A 21,117-nucleotide genomic window follows, 5' to 3' on the forward strand; every position below is an offset into this window, starting at 1 on the left:
CTTAAGAAAGCTCGTAAAGCATCACAATTTAGTAAACGTTAAAACTTATTTAAACTTATTGAAAGCATTTCGTATCATAAATACGGGATGCTTTTTTTCTAGCTTAATTTTACAAATTGGGTTTTGAAGGACACCATGGACCTATTTTCAAGTTGATAACGACTACAAATTTGTTCTGGAGACCATGAAGATTGTAAACGTTCTTCAATTTCTTGCTTCAATTCAGGAGCCCAACTCGATTTTCTTCCCTTCTGCTTAGTCAGTTTCTCATAGTGTGTTTGTACTGCTTGTGCAGAGTAAGTGTCATTACAAGGCCTTAATTCTCTTGAAAGGGTTGATTTGTGAACGCCTAATTTTCTCGCTATTTAGATTGGTTTGAGACTTAATTCTAGGTAAGTCTCTATCTTAATTCGTTCAGTTATGGTAAGATGGCGGTAGCTCATAGATTTTTCCTGTGTTCTGGTCAGTGTGGTTACTTACAGTTTACACGAGGTTGAACTCTATGAGTTTTTTGAGCATTATATTTTACAATTCATCACTAAGTATGTAAAATAAAGTCAAGGTTGAGGATGAACTTCTCAATCAAAAAATATTTTTAGAGGTGAATAACGATGTCAACACTTAAAGAACAAGCTATTAACTATCTTAACGCAGTATTTAACGAAAAAGATCTTAAAAAAGTTGAAACTTTTTGGAAAGACGATATGATCCAACACAACCCAAGCATGCCAAATGGTTTAGATGTCCTTCGTGGATTTATCACATCAGAAGACAATCAAATTTCTTATGAACCAGGTATTGCTATGGAAGAAGGTAATATTGTTGCAGTGCATGGTCGCTATTCAAACTGGTTTGGGAAAACAATGATTGCGGTAGATTATTTCCGTGTTGAAGATGGAAAATTTATTGAACATTGGGATGTCATGCAAGAAGAGGTTCCAGCTAGCGAAGCAGTGAATGGAAATGCCATGTTTCCAATTAAGTAATGAAAGGGAGTAAAAGCAGATGAAACTTGAAGGAAGAACAGCTGTAGTACGTTTTGAAACAGGGTTTCAATTTCAATTAGAATACTTGGCAGACAATAAGATGACTTGGACTAGCCTTGCTGAAGATGGCTTGGGAAGTGAGACAGATAGGATTTATACAAAGGAATTGACAGATGACCTTATCAGTGTTAGCTGGATTGAGTCGACTGGAAATTCTATCACACATCATATCAATCTTGCAGAAGGGACAGTTTGGGCGTTCATGTCTTGGAATGATCCAGAAGCCTTTGGACAACGACAAACATTGACGCATTCAGGCACATTTGAATTTATTAAATAGGAGAAGTACAATGGCACAAATCACAATTTTTGGACAAGGAAATATGGGGCAGGCAATTGCTAGTCGTTTTGAAAAAGGTGGCAATACAGTTAATTTCATTACAAAAGACCAAGAAGCAGCTTCTTTTGGGGAGATTGTTGTCTTGGCAGTCCCTTATGGGGCAATTGAAGGCATTCTTTCAACTTATGCTAGCCAATTGGCAGGAAAAATTATAATTGATATTAGCAATCCAGTTAATTTTGATACCTTTGATGACCTAGTAGTTCCGGCTGATTCTTCAGCGGCTGCACTGATTCAAGAAAAATTGCCAACTAGTTTTGTTGTGAAAGGATTTAACACGACCTTTGGAGCAAGCTTGGCGACAGGAAAAGTAGCAGATCAAGCTATGACGACGGTTTTATTGGCCTCAGATTATGCTGATGCCAAGGCAAAAATTGAAGAAGTTTTGTCTGGAAGTGACCTTCGTGTCAAAGATGCAGGTAGTTTGAAACGCGCTCGTGAATTAGAAGCAATGGGCTTTTTACAAATCAGCTTAGCAGCGAGAGAACAAGTTTCTTGGACAGGTGGCTTTGCAGTTCTAGATTAAAGAGCTTGGCAATAGAGGTAATATTTCTCAACTTATTGGATGAAAAATAGAAATGAGTTTGGGACAAAAAGATTTCGATTTTTGAAAATCTTTACTATTAAGCTATTTAAATAAATGGTTTAAATTAATAAAAAAGCGACCAAACGAAGTTTTCTGGTATTTAAACTTCCTACAGACAACTGTACTGTTGGGTTCTGATCATGAGGAAGCCAAGAACACTATCGCTCAAGCTCTTGCAGCTAGCGACCTAGCGGTCAAAGACGCAGGCAGCCTGAAACGGGCTCGTGAACAAATCACCTGGACTGGTGGTTTCGCAATCTTAAACTAATTAAATAATAAACACAATTAAACTAAAAGGAGAATGATTATGACAAACACATTTCCACCTATCGGACACACATACAAAGCACAATTTGGCGACCTAGCTTATCATCTCAATTTTGATGTAGATGGTAAAACAATGACTTTTTCAAGCGTCGGTGATGCTGCACCTGTTGCTGAAGCGGTTGTGACTGTTACTTATACAGCAACAGAAGTTGCAGACAAGGTCTTCATGGTTACTTGGTCAGAGCCAGACGGTTCTACCGTTACTCACGTAGAAGATTTCAACCAAGACATTGTCTATACCAACATTACTCTACCAGACAATCAGTTCCTTAACTACAAAGGAACCTTTACAAAATTAAGCTAATAGGAGGAATACAATGACTACGCTAATCACAGGCGTTACAGGTGGACTCGGTGCTGCCATCTTGGAAAACCTTTCAAAATCTGTACCAGCTTCAGACATTGCTGTTTTAGTCCGTTCTGCAGAAAAAGGACAAGTGTTTAAGGAAGCAGGCTATGATGTGCGGATTGGAGACTACTCTGATCAGTCAGTCTTAGAAAATGCCTTTGCTGAGATTGAGACACTGATGTTTGTTTCTGGTGCCCCAGGTCAAGCCACCCCTCGTGAAGTACAGCATCAAAATGTTATCGCTGCAGCCAAGATGGCTGGCGTCAAAAACATTGTCTACACCAGTATAACCCGTGCGGATACTTCCGCAGCGGTTCTAGCCCCTGACCACAAGGCCACTGAAATTGCCCTCCAGGCTTCTGGTCTCAATGTCAAGGTCCTGCGCAACAACTGGTACGTAGAAAATGAAATAGAAACTGTTCGTGCAGCTCTCGCCGGTCAGCCCTTTGTCCACGCTGGTGGAAAAGGCAAGGTTGGTTGGGCAGCTCGCCGTGACTACGCTGAAGCGGCAGCGCATGCACTAACGCAAGACTTTGACGGCTACCAAGTCTATGAATTGGCTGGAAAAGCTGTGACCTATGCTGACTTTGCTAAGGCTGCTCAGGCAGCGACTGGTAAAGACTTCCAAGTCCTCTCCGTTAGCCTCGAAGACTACCAAAAAGGCTTGGCTAAAGCTGGACTTCCTAAGGAAGCTATCTTTGTCCTCTCAGCCATCCAAGCAGACATCGCAGATGGTCAATTGGATATTGCTGACAGCGACTTGGAAAACCTGCTCGGTCGCCCACAAACTGACCTAGTAACTGCCATTAAAGAATTGCTATAAAAGTCAAGACAGACTTGCGTCTGTCTCAGAATGAAGACAAACATCGATTTTGATGTTTGTCTTTTTTATGGCTCTTTGTCAAATAGTGTTGATGAAGAAATTTAGGAAGGGATTAAGCAACTAATTGTTGCTTAATTCCTTTTTGCTTTGGGCCAAACATTTATCAAAAACCAATTTGTAAAATTAAGCTAGACAGAAAAAGCCATCTATGTTAGGCTCAGATAAACACCACATTTGTCTGAAAGGAGCTAACATAAATGACCTATACTCATCTTACCACAAACGAGCTTGTAATGATAGAGGCTTACTATCAAGAAAACATAAAAGTTTCAGATATTGTGACCTCACTTGGCAGATCAAAACAGACAATCTACAATGTCATCAACTATCTGAAAGAGGGGGACTCTGCTTATGATTACTATAACTGATATAAAATCAATAAGAAACGATGTGGCAGGAATAAAACCAGTCTTACGCAATCAGAAAAAGATTTTATTCAAACTCATTTAGAAAAAATTGGAGCCTTGATGTCATTAAAGGAACTTATCCAGATAGGGTTTCTTGTTCTATGAGAACTCTCTATCGACTAGCAGACCGTGGTATTTTAAAGAAAGAGAACCTCCCTTGGAAAGGCAAAAGAAAACCAAAGCGTCATAGCGAAAAACGAGGAAAACAAGCGTTGCGCAGAGATTTACGTGAGAGAGTAGACAGTTATCCTAATTTTAAGTCGAAATTCGGTCATCTAGAAGGGGATACAATTGTGGGAGAAAAACACAAAAGTGCAGTCATTACCTTAGTAGAACGCCTCTCAAAAGCCATCATCACACTGAAAACCAATGGACGGAAAGCAAGTGATATTGAGGTTTCCATTGATCACTAGTTATCTCAAGTCCCTAGCCATCTCTTTAAATCGATAACGTTTGATTGTGGGAAAGAATTTTCTAATTGGAAATCTATTTCGAATGTACATGACATTGATATTTTCTTTGCGGATCTAGGATGTCCTGGTCAACGAGATCTCAATGAACATTCTAATGGCTTATTAAGACGAAATGGACTACCGAAACAAATGGATTTTACGAATATTTCTCAAAATTATTTATCAGCTATAGCTGATAAAAGAAATAGAATTCCTAGGAAGTCTTTGAATTATCAAACACCATACCAAGTTTTTCTGAGTTACTTGAAAAGTCTAACTTAATTTGACAATTTAGGAGTATAGAAGGAGGATAATAATATGGAAATTGATCGTTATTGTAAGGAATGTCTAGGTTGCTACAGCTATGATGTTGATGAAACAGATAACTTTCAAAAATGCCGATGGTGTGGTTCGGATGACACAGAGGAAGTGTAGATTTGTTAAATAAAAGAAACACTTAGAATTTATTAATAAGGTATATAAAAATTCTCGTAAAAATTAATAGAGAAGGTATGGTGTTAAATTGGATTATGTAGCTAGATTACATTTAAAAACTAATACAGATTTTAGGCAGGAAATGGTAGATTTTTGTTTGAATAATTCAGAACAATATGTTGGGATTGGTTGGAGCAGACTAAGTGAAGGTATTAAATCTAACGATTTTCAAGAATACTACAATCGTATAAAACAAGAAAGTGGTAAAGCGAATCCAGCAATTAACATTTTTCAAAATGCAAAGGTCGATGATTTATTTTGGACTCGAGATTTAAATGGAATTTATTGGATTTGTAGGGTTAAATCACGAGCAGAAGTCATTTGTGATAAACTTATGGATATAGGATCGCTTATTCCAGTTGAGGCCTATAATTTTGGAATGCAGGTTCCGGGACAAATTAAAGCATCCTTCAATAGAGTTAATGGAGGTACAGCAGGGTATATTCGTGATAAAATAATAATAGAATACTCAAAGTTAATCTTTAATCTACTATCAAAAAGTAATTATTATAAGGTGTTTCCGTCTAAAGGAGCTGTTTTAGATAATTTACCAGCTTTTGATTTAGAAGAACTCGTAATTTCATATCTTCAAATTAAGGAAAATTATTATGTCCTTTCCAATTCAATTGCAAAGAAGTCTACAACCATAAAAATTGAATGCGAGATGATATCAAGAGACATCAATAATCCAAGAAAAGCAGTCGTTCAAGTAAAAGGCAAGAAGGCAAAGGAACTAGACGCTTTAGATTTTAAACAATATGTAGATGAAGGTTACCTAGTATATTTATATGCTCCTAGGGTGATAAATTTAGATAAGGTTGAAAATGTAATTAGGATAGGGGAAAACGATTTATTAGATTTCTATGAAAAGTATAAGTTAATCCTACCAGCATCTATCACTCAGTGGGAAGATTTATTTACTAGTGAGAGCGATTAAGAAGTAGAGATACTAACTTTGGTCGCTGAATTTATTCTATTTTTTAATCTCTATCTTTTTTTCGTAGACAGTTATAAAGTCGATCAGAATAAACCTTGTAAGTGTATAAGTTAATTCTTACAGACCTAAACTATTCCCCCGTTTAAAAAATATTGATTCAAATTTTATGAAATTAATCAGTAGATATCGTTCTGAAAAGCCTTGGTATTACGCTATTTTTAGTCCAACTGAAACTCATACTTTCCAAACCAGGTCTTAAGAAAGCTCGTAAAGCATCACAATTTAGTAAACGTTAATTCGAAAGAATTACGATACTTACAAAGAGCACCTTTCGGGGTGTTTTTTTATGCTTCCATACTAAATTGGTGCAATTGAGACAGTTGTTGCGACTTTAGTCGCTTACAAATGTGGCTGCAATCTGACAGAGTCAGTTGCCTCAAAGCGTTAATCAATACGATTATATCAACGTTTACAGACATTCAAGAATTTTCTCTTGGATGTCTTTTTTGTTCAAAATAGATAAGTGTTACTGCTTAAACTTGATTTTCCCAGTGGACAATCGTCTGCTTTTTTTATATAATAAAACTAAACCGAATTGGTTGAGTTTTGAAAGTGTAGGCTCAACCGTCGATTTGTCTTTCTAAGGGAGATAATGTCCATTAAAGCATCACACTAGGAGGTAAATCATGTACCAGCCAGAAAAACTCAAGGCTCGGAGAAAAGAGTTGAAATTGACACAGAAAGAAATTGCAGAGCGGCTTGGGATTAGTTTTCAGGCTTATTCAGCCTGGGAACGTGGCATTAAGGAGCCTTCTAAAGAGAAGGTTGCTCAGCTAGAGAAGATTTTAAAAGTCGCAAAAGGGTATTTCACCCAGGTTGAGATTGTCCGTCTTTACGATAGTCTTTCCAAGCAAGGGAAGGAAAAGGTTGTTCTCTATGCTCGCAATCTAGCTCAAGAGGAACAAGCCAAGAAGGTAAAGGCCATGCCAGAAGAACTTTTCGAGTATCATGTCTATGAACGCATGTCAGCAGGGATTGGGGCTTCGGTTTATGATGATCGAAACTTTGATACGGTTTATTTCAATGAAGAACTGGCTCATGATTTTGCTTCATGGGTGGCTGGGGACTCCATGGAACCTAAATATCAAAATGGCTCCGTGGCTCTGATTCGGGAAACAGGATTTGATTATGATGGGGCTGTTTATGCAGTAGTTTGCAATAACCAGACCTATATCAAACGGGTCTATCGCGAGGAAGATGGCTTGCGTCTGGTCTCTATCAATCCTAAATACAAGGATATTTTCATTTCCTATGAGGAAGATCCTCGGATTGTGGGGATTATCGTTGGGAATTTTGTACCAATGGAGGGCTAGCTTATGGGCTACTTTGATTATTCCAGAGAGCCCAAAAGTGATATTGCCTTTGTCGATATGAAATCCTTTTATGCCAGTGTCGAGTGTGTGAAAAGGGGATTGCATCCGCTGAAGACTTCACTTTGTGTCATGAGTCGAGCGGATAATTCAACGGGCCTGATCCTAGCCTCCTCTCCCATGTTTAAGAAGATTTTTGGCAAGTCAAATGTTGGTCGGGCCTATGATCTGCCCTTTGATATCAAGACCCGCAAATTTTCCTACTATAATGCCAGGAAGCAAGGGTTACCTACAGATTCAGACTATGTGCGCTATATTGAAGATTGGGCCCAAGTGACCTTGATTGTGCCACCTCGGATGGATGAATACATAGCGGTCAATATGGAAATTCAGCGAATCTTTCAAAATTATGGCAGTCCAGATGATATTTATCCTTACTCTATCGATGAGGGCTTTATTGACCTGACTAGTTCGCTCAACTATTTCATCCCAGACAGGCAGATCTCTCGCAAAGACAAGCTGGATATGCTTTCTGCTCGTATTCAGAGGGATATTTGGAGGCAGACAGGGATCTACTCTACGGTGGGTATGTCCAATGCCAATCCCTTACTAGCCAAGTTGGCTCTGGATAATGAGGCTAAGCACACTCCGACCATGAGGGCCAACTGGTCTTATCAAGACGTGGAAGAGAAGGTCTGGGCTATTCCCAAGATGACGGATTTTTGGGGGATTGGCAGGCGGATGGAGAAACGCTTGCATACTCTGGGGATTTATTCCATCAAGGAATTGGCAACCAGCAATCCAGACCAGCTAAAGAAAGCTCTGGGTTAGGCTGGACTGCGTTTGTGGTTTCATGCTAACGGGATTGATGAGAGCAATGTTCATAAGCCCTATAAAGCCAAGTCCCAAGGGTTGGGAAATTCTCAAATCTTGCCGAGAGACTACGTGAAGCTACGGGATATTGAAATTATTCTCCGAGAAATGGCGGAGCAGGTGGCTATTAGACTGAGAAGGGCAGGCAAGAAAACAACCCTTGTCTCTATCTATGTTGGTTTCTCTAAACAGGAGGTTAGGCCGTCTATTCACACACAAATGAAGGTCGAACCTACCAATAATACAGCTATCTTAACAGATTATGTTTTGAAGCTATTTCATAACAAATACACTTCTGGAGCGGTCAGAAGTGTCGGAGTCAACTATTCAGGGTTTGTGGACGAGTCCTTTGGTTTGATCTCTCTCTTTGATGATGTTGACAAGTTAGAAAAAGAAGAAAGGCTCCAGACGGCTATTGACTCCATTCGGGAACAATTTGGTTTCACCGCCCTCTTAAAGGCCAATGCACTGGAAGAAGCCTCTAGGAGTCTTGCCAGAAGCAAGCTGATTGGGGGGCATTCTGCTGGAGGATTAGATGGATTACAATGATTGATCGTTCTTATTTACCTTTTCAATCTGCGCGAGACTATCAAGATCCAGGGATGCAGAAGTGGATGGGCTTTTTTCTCTCAGAGCATACCAGCTCGCTTGGTGAAGAAAAAAATCGGGTTGATTTTTCGACGAATTTGAATTCAGTTGAGAAGCTACTCTTGCTTTCTCAGCTTTATGTTGGGCAACCGAAGGGATGCTTTGTGGTCAAGGAAAAGAAGCATAAAACCACGATCATCGGTGAGGTGAGCGAATTATCACCTCAAACTCTATCAATTAGGACAAATGAGGGATATAGGTTGATAGAGGTTGCAGATGTTTTAGAAATTCAACTGTGGGAGGAGGAGATTGATGATTAGAAAAGAGCTACATGAAAAAACTGCAGATGGACTATCCCTTGAACTCAACTAGCTTTGAAGATACGAGCAGAAGAGCGATTTCCATCGCAAGAGATAGTCATATAAGAAAAAAGCTTTATAGTTTTTGCTGACAATTTCCTTGAAATCGCAGTTGAATTTGAAAACACTTATCCTCAATGATCACCTTATTTATAGATGTATACCAGAACATCCATGTGAATTTATGGATGTTTTTTTGCTTTCCATTGATAAAAAAGAGAAGACCAGATGGTCTTCTCTACGGGGGAACTGAAATAATGGGAAAGAATTAATCAAAGATTTTGATTAGTCTTTGAAATTCTTTTTGAAGATGAGGAGAGACAAGATAGAAGTAATGGCTGCCAAGAAGAGGAAGGAAGTTGCTTCTTGTTCCCCAGTTGCTGGGAGTTGTTTTTCCTTTTCTTGTTTGACTGTAGTTGCAACAGGAGCTTTTTCATCTTTTGCTGGTGAATTGTCTGTTACGACTGGAGTAGTTTTTTCGTTCTCTCTTGGTAGAACATACTCAGGAAGGGTCACAACAGGTGGCGCCTCTGTTCCAACTGAACTTTGTTTGATACCAACCTCAATCACTCGATCTTGAGCCGGAGTCGATTCTGTTTGGAGAACTTTGCGATTATTACCATCTACTTCAACATACTCGACTAGCAGACCGTTTTTACCTTCTGATAGGATTTGCTCTTTTCCTTTATCTAGTAGGGCATTTTCGCGACGGATAGTCTTGAACGGCACGATCTTATTGACAATTTCCAAACTTGGAAGTGTAAAGACAAGACCCTTAACTCCTTCTTCAGGAGATGAAGAAGTAATCGGTTTTTCCGGTTGAGCTGGTTTTTCAGGCTCGGCTGGATTCTCAGGCTCAGCTGGTTTCTCAGGTTCAGCCGGTTTTTCCGGTTGAGCTGGTTTTTCAGGCTCGGCTGGTTTCTCTGATTCAGCCGGTTTCTCAGGCTTAGCTGGTTTCTCAGGCTCAGCTGGTTTCTCAGGTTGAGCTGGTTTTTCCGGTTGAGCTGGTTTTTCAGGCTCAGCTGGTTTCTCAGGTTCAGCTGGTTTTTCCGGTTGAGCTGGTTTTTCAGGCTCAGCTGGTTTCTCAGGCTTAGCTGCTTCAAGCTTGCTAATTTGTTCAAGAGCGGATTCTAGCGCTTTATTAACTTCCTCTTGAGTCTTGGCCTCTTGAATTGCAGTAATTGCTTGGTTTGCAAGTTCAATTAATTTCTTCTTAGCTTCATTGTTAGATCCAAGCTTACCGACTTTTTTCTCGATGGCTTCTGTCAAGCTAGCCATGGCCTTATTGTATTCGATTTCCGGCTGTTTCGGTTCAGTAGGTTGGTCTGGACTAGGTTCTTCGCCAGGTTTTTGGTAGTTTTCGTCCTTGCTGAGAATATCTTGCAAAGTACTTACTGTCAACATAACATCCTGAGCATCTACAGTTTCAGCGCTGAGTTGGTTTCTCAATTTGTCTAGATTTGCTTGGAAAGCTTGGCGTGCAGCAGGTGTATTTTTCAATCCTGTTGGGTCAAAGTTCGCCAAATCGTCCTTCCATTTAGTGATGGATTGGAGAAGCTCTTCTTTGCTGTAGAGTTCGCTTCCTTCACCACGAGTGATGAATTGATCCACCTGAATACCGATGTTTCGAGACAAATCGTTTCGATCAGGATCTAGTTGAAGGGTGACTGCGTGCAAGTTTTCATCAAGACCTTTTAGGCTAACCAGGGTTTGATTGCCTTGGCGTTGGGCAGCGTGACCGCTAAAGTATTTCTTACCATCAATAGTCGAAGAATTTCCCATGCCATCTTGGTAAGGAACTTCTTTACCATCTAAGAAGACCTTGTAGATACCGTGACCTGGATCTACAAATCCCTTGATGTCAAGTCCAGTACCGTAGAAGTAAGCTGTTACAGTTGTCTTTTTCTTTTGTTCGTCAGTTAAGCGACCAAAGGAAGCCCAAGACTCCGTCTTTTGGTATTTGTCTGCGGAATTGGTTTCGTGGTTCCAGCCAGGACTGTAATCCAACTGACTAGCTTGGTCATCATAGCTTGTTTGATCCTTGATCAGCAATTCAGCTTTCATCACCTGGATGGTTGCATCGGTAGCAAAACCGAGCAAGGCACCATCAGAAACAGAAGTGAGCTTGGCTTTAAAGTCAAAGATAGAGTCGGCTTGTTCTGTAAAGTCAATCGTTGGGATGGTAACAGTCTTTTCTGTTTCTCCGTCTTTAAAGGTCACATCTTGAGTTGTATCTTGGTAAACTTTACCGTGAACCCCAGTTCCAGGTTCTGTGATGAAGCGAACAGTAGCAGCCCCCTTGCTTCCACCAACACGTTTAATTTTAACAGTGACTGGTTTTCCTTTTTCGACTTCGTAGTTAGTAGACTCGAGTTCAAACATTCCCTTGCTATCATTGTTTAGGGTGTAGATCCCTTCTGTAGCAATTGGTTCGCCTGTTTTATTTACAAGAGTAATAGTGTGTTGGCCTGGTGCTAAATCACCTGTCTCAAAGACTTTTTGGCTGCGTTTACGGCTAGCATTCTTAGTTTGCACATCGGCAACCTTTTGACCATCAACGTAGACGGACATTTCTCCATGACCTGGATCGACTGTAGAGACGACATAGGCCTTGGTTCCTGTGAAGGTATAGCTTACTTTGGCATCTTTTTGATTGGTCCACATAGAAGTGCCACGAACACCTTCAGATTCATTGTACCAAGTTGTTCCGGCTGTATCCGCAGTTGTGTTTGAGTGGTATTCAAGTCCAAGAGGATAGCCATCTGTCTTTTCAATGCTACTTGGTGTCTTGTAGACAGAGAAGTTGTTCAAGATTGGTGTAGCTTGTGCTCCTGTGATGGTCACACGAATTTTTTGTGCCTCTACAGGTTTACCTTGAATCAAGCGACGGTAACCAACAGTTGAACCTTCACCGTAAGTCACCCAACGTCCGTTGATTTCGACTTCAATCTTGAAACCAGAGATACGTTGACCTTTGGCGATGTCTTCTTTGAGTTCGACAACGTCAAAGCGTCTCTTTTGTCCTAAATCGACTGTAAAGCTACCAGTTGTGGCATCATTTGAGAGCGCCCAACTAGTATCATCTTTACCGTCAGTCAGGTGACTTTCCTTGTAGAGGTGGTTCTGACGAGTAGAACTTGCTGTTACAGTGGCACCTTTGGCAAAGTCAGTCGCATACATTTGGTCTAGGGTTGCCTTGAACTCCTTCAAGCGAGCCACATCCGCATCTGCAAATTTTCCTTCTTTATTTGGTGGAATATTGAGAAGGAGAGGGGTTCCACGACCAACAGACTTGAAGTAGATATCCATCAACTCTTTGAGTGATTTCGGCTGTTGATTGTCATGATAGAACCAACCCGAACGGATCGAAACGTCAGCTTCCCCTACAGAGTACATATCACCATCTGGGTCACCATGGTTGAGGTATTCGTTTTTCACATCGTCTGTGATGTTGGCACGTTTGACTTTATGCCAGACAGGGTCGCCTGCAATACCACGTTCATTTCCGATCCAGCGAACGCTTGTCGGTTGAGCAGAGAAGATGGCGATATCTCCTTCAGCTTCTTTGATGTATTTGAACCATTCATCAAAGGTATAGGTTACTTTTTGGGCACCGCTACCACGCGCACCGTCCATCCAAACTTCGATGAATTTGCCTTTATTTCCGTATTTCGGATTTCCAAGGATTTCTTTCAGTTGGTTGAGATAGTATTGGTTGTATTCTTTTTCGGTTGCGACATGGTATTTTGGATGGTTGGCATCCCATGGTGATAGGTAAACACCCATGTTCATGTCGTACTTGCTGGCAGACTTGGAAACTTCTTCGAGAAGGTCACCCTTTCCATCTTTCCATGGGCTAGCAGCTACGGTATGGTTGGTGTACTTAGATGGGTAAGCAACGAATCCGTCATGGTGTTTAACCACCATAATGGTCCGTTTGAAGCCAGTTTCCTTCAGAGTACGGATCCATTGGTCTGTATCCAAGTTGGTTGGATTGAAGTATCGAGGGTCTTCTTTTCCATTTCCCCATTCCGAATTGGTATAAGTGTTCATTCCGTAGTGGATGAAGGCTGCCAATTCTTCCTTGTGGTAATCGAGTTGGGCCTTGCTTGGAAGAGGTCCATGGTTGCCAATCTCAGTTTCTTTATCTTCTGGATGAACGACTGGAGGAGCCGGAGTTGTTGGATTGGCTGTATTAGCGATTGGTTCGTATTCAAAGACGACTTCATTCACACCTTTATGCTGGATGGTTGCTTCCAAACTAGCCTTGACTGGACGGTAGCCAGCAATGTCTTTTGCATGGAAGGTGTTGACAAAGGAAACGTCGTACTCTTGACCGTCATTGTTATCAACTGTCGCTTCCGCTAGTTCAGTAGTGGTTCCTTTTTGACGGTAGTAAACTTTGAAAGAGCCTTTGTTGACTTTATAGACCACTTTGATGACACGGGTACCGGCAGGCGCTTTGCTGACGACATTGTGATCTTCAGCCCAAGTATCTTTTAGCTGTTTATTGACTGCTACACCATCAATGGATACAATTTCGTACTTGTCTTTATTTTTTTGATAGAAGTTCGTTTTCTCGATTTCTTTTTTGAAATTGTAGTCAAATGGAGAATCAACAGCTGTCTGTTCGATAAAAGTATCGTTATCTTTGACTGGATTTCCTTCTTCGTCTTCGTGTTGGATAACAACACGACCGTATTCAACTCCCTTGGTCAAGGTAGCAATCCCATCTTGGTTGAAGGAATATTCGTTGCTTCCGATAACAGCTTTCTCATTCCGAAGCATACGCCCCTCATCGGTAAAGTAGTAACGATTTCCGTTGTCTCCCTGGTACCATCCTTTCACACCATATTTGGCAATCATGTCCTTCACCCATTTCAGTTGTTCAGGTGAAAGGACGAGTCCGCCACCAAAGCGATCCTTTTCAGGAACACCATTGTCAACGGTTCCGTGTTGGTGAACACCCAGAACTTTTCCTTGACTATCGACAATCCCACCACCAGACAAACCAGATACAGAAGTGGTTTGGTAGGTGATACCGGTCGTTCCCTTATCATCATAGGACTCAACAGATCGGATAGTCCCATCTGCCTTGTAAAGTTGGCCAGCTAGGATAGGCTGTTTTAACTCTTTTGAGCTCGAGTCTGTTGGGTAGCCAATCGTACTAATGGCTTCTCCTGGCTGATGCGTCTTGTGATCCGCTAAAGGTGCAAAGGTTGCTTCTTTGTTTGGACTAGCAATCGGAAGAGGAATAGGAGCTTCTACAAGAGCAAGGTCGTTCTTATAGCCTTTTCCAAACTCTTTCTTGTTCCAGAAATGGATGTCCTTTTCTCTGAATAAAACCGTAGTTCCAGAAGATGGCAGTGAGTTTTTCTTTTCGCTGTTTGAACCAACGTTATAGTAGAACTGGGCAGATTTTCCACCACGAATGTGACCTTCGCCAGTTTCTTTATTTGCTTCTAGGAAGTTATGAGCAACGGTAAGAATCAAATTAGGTGCAACAAAGATACCAGATCCTGAAACGAGGTAGCGTTGCTCTCCTGCATTGTAAGTGCTGTAAACCATAGTGGCAGAAGTAGCAGGTTGTCCCTCGTAGTTGATGTGTTTGAGGTCTTGTCCACCGTTAATAATAGCACGGTTTCCATTCTCAGTTTCTTTTGGAGCTTCTTCCTTATCCTTTAGAATGCTCTTAGTTTCTACTTTTGGACTAGCTTTCTTGTCAACGATAGTTGTCGTGTCGAGTTCTTTGACAGGTGTATCTGGATAGGCACGGTCCTGAATGTCTTCAGGGAGCAAATCAGCACTGCTAGTATCTGCAACAGGTGTTTCTTGTTTTTCAGTCTCTACTCGACCTGCTTCTTTAGCTGGTTCAGCCTTGGCCTCCTCTATATCTGCGACTTGTTCAATTTGCTGGTCTAAATTGGATGTCGTGGCAGGAGATGTTTCGTCTGCACGCACGGTTCCAGAAGCAAAAAATGCCAGTCCGACGATGACAGAGGCTACGCCCACAGTTAACTTCCGAATGCTAAAAGTTTGCCCTTTTTCAAAAAGGTATCGATTCATAATATACTCCTAGTTTTTAGAAAGGCAGTCAGCTACTACCCGAGCCCAAGCTTAACTTGGTTGCAACTTTATTTTAAGATAAATCAATTCTCTGATAATTTGTAAGCCCCTTACCTCCCTGTTTATAAAGCGCTTTCATTTTAAGATAAAAAAATTTAATAGGCCATTTCTCCCTTAAAATGACTGAAAACTTTTAATATAACAAATATACTAAATTAATGAAAGAATTGCAATAGCAAAAAGCAAAAAAATAAATATAAATTAAAGAAAATCAGTTACTTTTTAAAGAAAAAACGCATCCTTTCAGGGCTCAAACTAAATGAAAGGATACGTTTTAAAAAGAAATTAGAGTATTTTTTGGAGAGACACTTGGATGGTTTGGGGGTCTGTTTTGGAAGAGAAGCGCTCAAGGACTTGCCCATCTCGACCAATGAGAAACTTAGCAAAATTCCATTCGATTCGTTTTCCTAGCGGGCCAGCTTTCTGGTCTTTTAGCCAAACATAAAGAGGATCTGCCTCCTTGCCGTTGACCTTGATCTTGGCAAAGCGAGGGAAAGTTGTCTGATAGTGAAGGCTGCAGAAGCTATTGATTTCCTCTGCGCTGCCGGGTGCTTGTCCCATGAACTGGTTACAAGGGAAATCTAAGATTTCAAAGCCCTGATCTTGATAGCGTTCATAGAGTTCTTGGAGCCCCTGGTACTGGGGCGTTAAACCACATCCTGTAGCAGTGTTGACAATCAAGAGAACGTTATCACGATAGTTATCCAAGGGGATTACTTGGTTGTTTTGGTTCAAAACGGAAAAATTATAAAGTGAAGTCATGAGGGCCTCTTTTCTTTTTCTACATTGTAACAGTTTTTACTTTTTTCGTCGAGTCGGATGGAAGATATTATTGAAGAATAAGCCCTCAATATGATAGAAACCGTTTACAAATAACTTTAAAAATGGTATGATTTAATTAAACCGGTTTACTTAGTTGCTATAAATCTCTAATTTGAGATTTAGTTCCTATTGATTTTACAATATATTTATTGGAGTGTATACATGCAAACAAAAACAAAGAAGCTTATTGTGAGTTTGTCTTCACTTGTTTTATCAGGATTTTTATTAAACCATTATATGACAGTTGGAGCGGAAGAAACGACTACGAATACCATTCAGCAAAGCCAGAAGGAAGTTCAGTATCAGCAAAGGGATACAAAAAATTTAGTTGAAAATGGTGATTTTGGTCAGACGGAGGACGGAAGCAGTCCGTGGACAGGAAGAAAAGCTCAGGGGTGGTCAGCTTGGGTAGACCAGAAGAATAGTTCTGCAGATGCCTCAACTCGAGTCATTGAGGCTAAGGATGGGGCTATCACTATCTCAAGCCATGAGAAATTAAGGGCAGTGGTTCACCGTATGGTTCCTATTGAAGCCAAGAAAAAGTATAAACTGCGTTTCAAGATTAAAACAGATAATAAAGTCGGGATTGCCAAGGTTCGTATCATTAAGGAAAGTGATAAGGACAAGCAATTGTGGAATTCTGCAACAACGTCAGGAACAAAGGACTGGCAGACCATTGAAGCTGACTATAGCCCGACTTTAGATGTTGATAAAATCAAACTGGAGTTATTCTATGAAACGGGAACTGGGACTGTTTCTTTTAAGGATATTGAGCTGGTAGAGGTAGCAGACCAGCCTTCTGAGGATTCTCAAACAGATAAACAGCTCGAGGAAAAGATTGATTTACCAATTGGGAAAAAACATGTCTTTGCTCTTGCGGACTATACTTATAAGGTAGAAAATCCTGACTTTGCTTCAGTCAAAAATGGAATTTTAGAACCTCTTAAGGAAGGGATAACCAATGTCATTGTCAGTAAAGATGGCAAGGAGGTGAAAAAGATTCCTTTGAAGATTCTAGCCTCTGTTAAGGATGCATACACAGACCGTTTGGATGACTGGAATGGCATCATCGCTGGGAATCAATACTATGATTCTAAAAATGAACAGATGGCCAAATTAAACCAGGAACTGGAAGGAAAGGTGGCTGATAGCCTATCCAGTATTTCAAGTCAGGCGGACCGCACCTATTTGTGGGAAAAATTTTCAAATTATAAAACGTCTGCGAATCTAACTTCCACTTATCGGAAATTGGAGGAGATGGCCAAGCAAGTGACCAATCCTTCTTCTCGTTATTATCAAGATGAAACCGTCATTCGAACAGTCAGGGATTCCATGGAATGGATGCATAAACATGTCTACAATAGTGAAAAGAGCATTGTTGGGAATTGGTGGGATTATGAAATCGGTACACCTCGTGCCATCAACAATACCTTATCTCTGATGAAAGAATACTTCTCAGATGAGGAAATAAAAAAATATACAGATGTGATTGAAAAATTTGTGCCAGATCCCGAACATTTCCGAAAGACGACTGATAACCCATTTAAGGCCCTAGGTGGAAACTTAGTGGATATGGGAAGGGTAAAAGTAATAGCTGGTTTACTGCGCAAGAATGACCAAGAAATTTCTTCTACCATTCGTTCGATTGAGCAAGTGTTTAAGTTAGTAGACCAAGGTGAAGGTTTTTATCAAGATGGATCCTATATTGACCACACCAATGTTGCCTATACGGGTGCTTATGGGAATGTCTTGATTGATGGCCTGTCTCAACTGTTGCCAGTCATTCAAAAGACCAAGAGCCCAATCGATAAAGATAAGATGCAAACTATGTACCACTGGATTGATAAATCGTTTGCTCCTTTGCTAGTGAACGGAGAGCTGATGGATATGAGCCGTGGACGCTCTATCAGTCGTGCAAATAGCGAGGGGCATGTGGCCGCAGTAGAAGTACTAAGAGGGATTCACCGGATAGCGGATATGTCTGAAGGAGAAACCAAACAACGGTTGCAGAGTCTTGTGAAGACCATTGTTCAATCGGATAGTTATTATGATGTCTTTAAGAATTTGAAGACTTATAAGGATATCAGTTTGATGCAATCTTTGTTAAGCGATGCTGGAGTCGCAAGTGTTCCAAGAACCAGTTACCTATCTGCCTTTAATAAGATGGATAAAACAGCCATGTACAATGCAGAGAAAGGGTTTGGATTTGGCTTGTCACTCTTTTCCAGTCGTACCTTGAATTACGAACACATGAACAAGGAAAACAAACGTGGTTGGTATACGAGTGATGGGATGTTCTATCTTTACAATGGCGATTTGAGTCACTATAGCGATGGCTACTGGCCGACAGTTAATCCATATAAGATGCCTGGTACGACAGAGACAGATGCTAAGAGATCGGATAGTGATACAGGTAAAGTTCTACCGTCTGCTTTCGTTGGAACGAGCAAACTAGATGAGGCCAATGCGACAGCAACCATGGATTTCACTAACTGGAATCAAACACTGACTGCTCATAAGAGCTGGTTTATGCTGAAGGATAAGATCGCCTTTTTAGGAAGCAATATCCAAAACACTTCAACAGATACTGCTGCAACTACAATTGACCAGAGAAAACTGGAATCAAGTGATCCATATAAAGTCTATGTCAATGATAAAGAAGCCTCCCTCACGGAACAAGAAAAGGATTATCCTGAAACCCAAAGTGTCTTTTTAGAATCGTCCGATTCGAAAAAGAATATTGGTTACTTTTTCTTTAAGAAGAGTTCAATTAGTATGAGTAAGGCTGTTCAAAAGGGATCTTGGAAGGATATCAATGAAGGACAGTCAGACAAGGAAGTTGAAAATGAATTTCTTACGATTAGTCAGGCTCATAAGCAAAATGGGGATTCTTATGGCTATATGCTCATCCCTAACGTGGATCGCGCCACCTTCAATCAAATGGCAAAAGAGTTAGAAAGTAGTCTCATCGATAACAATGAGACCCTTCAGTCTGTTTATGATGCCAAACAAGGAGTTTGGGGCATTGTGAAATATGATGATTCTGTCTCTACTATTTCCAACCAATTCCAAGTCTTGAAACGTGGAGTCTATACCATTCGAAAAGAAGGGGATGACTATAAGGTTGCCTACTACAATCCTGAAACCCAGGAATCAGCTCCAGATCAGGAAGTCTTTAAAAAGTTAGAACAAGCAGCTCAACCACAAACTCAGGATTCAAAAGAAAAGGAAAAATCTGAAGAAGAAAAGAACCATTCGGATCAAAAGAATCTCCCTCAGACAGGAGAAGGTCAGTCAATTTTGGCAAGTCTAGGGCTCTTGCTACTTGGGGCGGCTTATCTATTCCGTAGAGGAAAGAATAACTGATTTGTTCATCATCTAAGATGAATCACATGAAACTGTGGAAAATAGAAAAAATCCAAAGAAGGCCAAACATCTTCGGATTTTTCTTTTAAAAAAGGATAAGTTAACACTTATCCTTTTTCACTTCATTTTATCTGAGTGTAACATACTGTTGGGCAATCTCGCTAATACGGTCAAAGTCGCCTTGGGAAGCGAGTTTATTGAGTTCGCCACCAATTCCAACGGCGTCTGCACCAGCAGCGAACCATTGAGGAATGTTGTTTAGGCCGACTCCTCCGGTTACCATTACGGAAACTTGTGGGATCGGTGCCTTGACTGCAGAGATATATGCTGGACTGAGAGCACTACCTGGGAAGAGTTTAATGATTTCACTACCGGCTTCAAGTGCAGTCGTTATCTCTGTGAGAGTAATACAGCCTGGAATGTACGGAGTGCTATAGAGATTGCACATTTTTGCAGTTTCAGCATGGAAAGATGGAGAAACAACGTAATTTGCTCCGGCTAGAATAGCATCTCTAGCAGTTACGGCATCAAGCACAGTACCTGCACCGATACAAACACTTTGATCGTCCTGATACAAGTCTACAAGTTCCTTGATGATTTGCCCTGCATACTGATTGGTATAGGCGATTTCAATAGCTTTGATACCGCCCTTGATACAAGCAATCGAGGCTTGCAGTCCTTCTTCCTTTGTATTTCCTCGAATAACAGCGACAATTTTTTGTTTTTTTAGTTCAATAATCGTATCTGATTTGGTCATGTAATTCTCCTAACGAATGATATCTTGTGCATTTGCCAGTAATTTTTCAATACTAGCTGCGGGAGTGGAGAGATGGTCTCCTGGAAGAGTACATTTGAGAGTTGCGCTTGCAACTGCAAAGTCAATGGTAGTTTTTAAGGAGGAATGATGGAGTAGTTGATAAAGGGCACCAGATATAAAGGCATCCCCGCTACCAACTCGTTGATAGACTGCAGTTTTTAGTTGGACAGACTCTTCAAATCGTTCTTCCAGAGCATAGGCCTGATAGACATTTTTGTCTTGTTCATCACTAGAGCGGAGGGTATGGAAAATGGCCTTGAAACCATAGGCTTCTTTTAATTGTCGCATGCGATTTTCCACCTCTTTTAGGCTGGCTTTGTCTCTTGGGAACATTTCTAGATTTTGGTCATCAATCATGAGAGGATCAATACCAAAGCAATAGTCAGCGAAACGTGCAAACTTAGAAAATTCATACTTGGCTTCTAGGACTGAAATCATCTTTGTTCTCAGATTGAGATCCATTGAAACGATAATCCCTCGGTGCTTGGCTTCTTCCAAGAGTAGGAGAAGGAGCGTACGGACCTCTTGACCGATAGCTACGGTGATTCCACTGAAATGAAAATGGCTAATCCCCTGAAAGAGAGAATCCATATCTAGCATGTTTGGCCGAATCTGGCTGATACTCGTATGTTTGCGGTCGTAGAAAACTTCACTTTGACGACAACCAAAGCCGTTCTCTAAATAGTAGAGGCCGATTCGATCGCCAAGCCGACAGATTGAACTGGTATCGATTTGGTGCTGTTTCAAGAATGTGAGAAAACGATCTCCAATCTCGTTGGTAGGGAGTGCAGTAAAGACTTTTGTTGAGATACCCAGGGCTTGCAAATTACAAGCGATGTTAATTTCTGATCCGCCAAAATAAGTCAAACTGGCAACATGATCGCCGATACTGGTGGCATCTAATGGTGAGATTCGAATTAATGGTTCGCCAAACAGTAATATTTTCGTCATCCATTAGTTCCTTTCTGGTTTAG

The 21,117-nt window shown here is 40.8% G+C and carries 14 protein-coding genes and 4 pseudogenes; 13 read left to right on the plus strand and 5 right to left on the minus strand.

The genetic code is table 11. The features are described from left to right. Window positions 1-119: 119 nt before the first annotated feature. A pseudogene (locus ACIY14_RS04920) lies at window positions 120-443 on the minus strand (transposase); the annotation flags it as partial. A gap of 168 nt (window positions 444-611) precedes the next feature. On the opposite strand from ACIY14_RS04920, the gene ACIY14_RS04925 reads away from it, so the two are divergent. The 12 genes and pseudogenes from ACIY14_RS04925 (at window position 612) to ACIY14_RS04980 (ending at window position 8,973) form a co-directional block, all read left to right on the plus strand. Next, window positions 612-986 carry a nuclear transport factor 2 family protein gene (locus ACIY14_RS04925; protein WP_205011101.1) on the plus strand — a complete coding sequence of 125 codons (375 nt, stop codon included), beginning with the start codon at window positions 612-614 and terminating at the stop codon, window positions 984-986. A gap of 19 nt (window positions 987-1,005) precedes the next feature. Further along, on the plus strand, window positions 1,006-1,326 hold the full coding sequence (locus ACIY14_RS04930; protein ID WP_314676314.1) for a MoaF-related domain-containing protein: 321 nt from the start codon (window positions 1,006-1,008) through the stop codon (window positions 1,324-1,326). Window positions 1,327-1,336: 10 nt separating this feature from the next. After that, window positions 1,337-1,912, plus strand: a complete 576-nt coding sequence (locus ACIY14_RS04935) for an NADPH-dependent F420 reductase (RefSeq protein ID WP_409001755.1) — start codon at window positions 1,337-1,339, stop codon at window positions 1,910-1,912. A 187-nt stretch (window positions 1,913-2,099) separates the two neighbouring features. Then, complete coding sequence (locus ACIY14_RS04940; protein WP_409001756.1) at window positions 2,100-2,240, plus strand: oxidoreductase; 141 nt, start codon at window positions 2,100-2,102, stop codon at window positions 2,238-2,240. 39 nt (window positions 2,241-2,279) lie between these two features. Continuing rightward, window positions 2,280-2,603, plus strand: coding sequence for a MoaF-related domain-containing protein (locus tag ACIY14_RS04945; RefSeq protein ID WP_143566980.1), 324 nt, complete (start codon window positions 2,280-2,282; stop codon window positions 2,601-2,603). Window positions 2,604-2,616: 13 nt separating this feature from the next. After that, entirely contained in the window at window positions 2,617-3,471 is an 855-nt protein-coding gene (locus ACIY14_RS04950; RefSeq protein ID WP_409001757.1) for an NAD(P)H-binding protein, read from the plus strand. Between the two features lie 257 nt (window positions 3,472-3,728). Beyond that, window positions 3,729-4,672 (plus strand): annotated as a pseudogene (locus tag ACIY14_RS04955) (IS30 family transposase). Between the two features lie 241 nt (window positions 4,673-4,913). Next, window positions 4,914-5,822 carry a ribonuclease D gene (locus ACIY14_RS04960; protein ID WP_409001758.1) on the plus strand — a complete coding sequence of 303 codons (909 nt, stop codon included), beginning with the start codon at window positions 4,914-4,916 and terminating at the stop codon, window positions 5,820-5,822. A gap of 188 nt (window positions 5,823-6,010) precedes the next feature. After that, window positions 6,011-6,118, plus strand: a pseudogene (locus ACIY14_RS04965) (30S ribosomal protein S9); the annotation flags it as partial. A 390-nt stretch (window positions 6,119-6,508) separates the two neighbouring features. Then, a complete protein-coding gene (locus ACIY14_RS04970; RefSeq protein ID WP_409001759.1) occupies window positions 6,509-7,195 on the plus strand; it encodes an XRE family transcriptional regulator in 687 nt (228 codons plus the stop codon). A gap of 3 nt (window positions 7,196-7,198) precedes the next feature. Continuing rightward, window positions 7,199-8,614 (plus strand): annotated as a pseudogene (locus ACIY14_RS04975) (Y-family DNA polymerase). Further along, window positions 8,611-8,973: a hypothetical protein gene (locus ACIY14_RS04980; RefSeq protein WP_409001760.1), complete on the plus strand. Its 363-nt coding sequence runs from the start codon at window positions 8,611-8,613 to the stop codon at window positions 8,971-8,973. The pseudogene ACIY14_RS04975 and the gene ACIY14_RS04980 overlap by 4 nt, the downstream one beginning before the upstream one ends. A gap of 324 nt (window positions 8,974-9,297) precedes the next feature. Here ACIY14_RS04980 and ACIY14_RS04985 read toward each other — a convergent pair whose 3' ends face one another. After that, entirely contained in the window at window positions 9,298-15,078 is a 5,781-nt protein-coding gene (locus ACIY14_RS04985; protein ID WP_409001761.1) for an alpha-L-fucosidase, read from the minus strand. A 345-nt stretch (window positions 15,079-15,423) separates the two neighbouring features. After that, window positions 15,424-15,900 (minus strand): glutathione peroxidase, encoded by a 477-nt coding sequence (locus tag ACIY14_RS04990; RefSeq protein ID WP_409001762.1) that lies wholly within the window; start codon window positions 15,898-15,900, stop codon window positions 15,424-15,426. A 222-nt stretch (window positions 15,901-16,122) separates the two neighbouring features. Here ACIY14_RS04990 and ACIY14_RS04995 point away from each other — a divergent pair, with 222 nt between their 5' ends. Further along, window positions 16,123-19,326: an LPXTG-anchored hyaluronate lyase gene (locus ACIY14_RS04995; protein ID WP_409001763.1), complete on the plus strand. Its 3,204-nt coding sequence runs from the start codon at window positions 16,123-16,125 to the stop codon at window positions 19,324-19,326. A gap of 127 nt (window positions 19,327-19,453) precedes the next feature. On the opposite strand, the gene ACIY14_RS05000 is transcribed toward ACIY14_RS04995, so the two are convergent. After that, window positions 19,454-20,083 (minus strand): bifunctional 4-hydroxy-2-oxoglutarate aldolase/2-dehydro-3-deoxy-phosphogluconate aldolase, encoded by a 630-nt coding sequence (locus ACIY14_RS05000; RefSeq protein WP_007519190.1) that lies wholly within the window; start codon window positions 20,081-20,083, stop codon window positions 19,454-19,456. A 9-nt stretch (window positions 20,084-20,092) separates the two neighbouring features. Next, entirely contained in the window at window positions 20,093-21,094 is a 1,002-nt protein-coding gene (locus tag ACIY14_RS05005; protein WP_409001764.1) for a sugar kinase, read from the minus strand. Window positions 21,095-21,117: the final 23 nt, after the last annotated feature.

It is taken from the genome of Streptococcus sp. ST16, from assembly GCF_046098135.1.
Classification (GTDB): domain Bacteria; phylum Bacillota; class Bacilli; order Lactobacillales; family Streptococcaceae; genus Streptococcus.

What these genes read in the sequence shown, in the direction of transcription:
- ACIY14_RS04925 (WP_205011101.1), top strand. Translation starts at nt 612, where the DNA reads ATGTCAACACTTAAAGAACAAGCTATTAACTATCTTAACGCAGTATTT.
- ACIY14_RS04930 (WP_314676314.1), top strand. Translation starts at nt 1,006, where the DNA reads ATGAAACTTGAAGGAAGAACAGCTGTAGTACGTTTTGAAACAGGGTTT.
- ACIY14_RS04935 (WP_409001755.1), top strand. Translation starts at nt 1,337, where the DNA reads ATGGCACAAATCACAATTTTTGGACAAGGAAATATGGGGCAGGCAATT.
- ACIY14_RS04945 (WP_143566980.1), top strand. Translation starts at nt 2,280, where the DNA reads ATGACAAACACATTTCCACCTATCGGACACACATACAAAGCACAATTT.
- ACIY14_RS04950 (WP_409001757.1), top strand. Translation starts at nt 2,617, where the DNA reads ATGACTACGCTAATCACAGGCGTTACAGGTGGACTCGGTGCTGCCATC.
- ACIY14_RS04970 (WP_409001759.1), top strand. Translation starts at nt 6,509, where the DNA reads ATGTACCAGCCAGAAAAACTCAAGGCTCGGAGAAAAGAGTTGAAATTG.
- ACIY14_RS04980 (WP_409001760.1), top strand. Translation starts at nt 8,611, where the DNA reads ATGATTGATCGTTCTTATTTACCTTTTCAATCTGCGCGAGACTATCAA.
- ACIY14_RS04985 (WP_409001761.1), bottom strand. Translation starts at nt 15,078, where the DNA reads ATGAATCGATACCTTTTTGAAAAAGGGCAAACTTTTAGCATTCGGAAG.
- ACIY14_RS04990 (WP_409001762.1), bottom strand. Translation starts at nt 15,900, where the DNA reads ATGACTTCACTTTATAATTTTTCCGTTTTGAACCAAAACAACCAAGTA.
- ACIY14_RS04995 (WP_409001763.1), top strand. Translation starts at nt 16,123, where the DNA reads ATGCAAACAAAAACAAAGAAGCTTATTGTGAGTTTGTCTTCACTTGTT.
- ACIY14_RS05000 (WP_007519190.1), bottom strand. Translation starts at nt 20,083, where the DNA reads ATGACCAAATCAGATACGATTATTGAACTAAAAAAACAAAAAATTGTC.
- ACIY14_RS05005 (WP_409001764.1), bottom strand. Translation starts at nt 21,094, where the DNA reads ATGACGAAAATATTACTGTTTGGCGAACCATTAATTCGAATCTCACCA.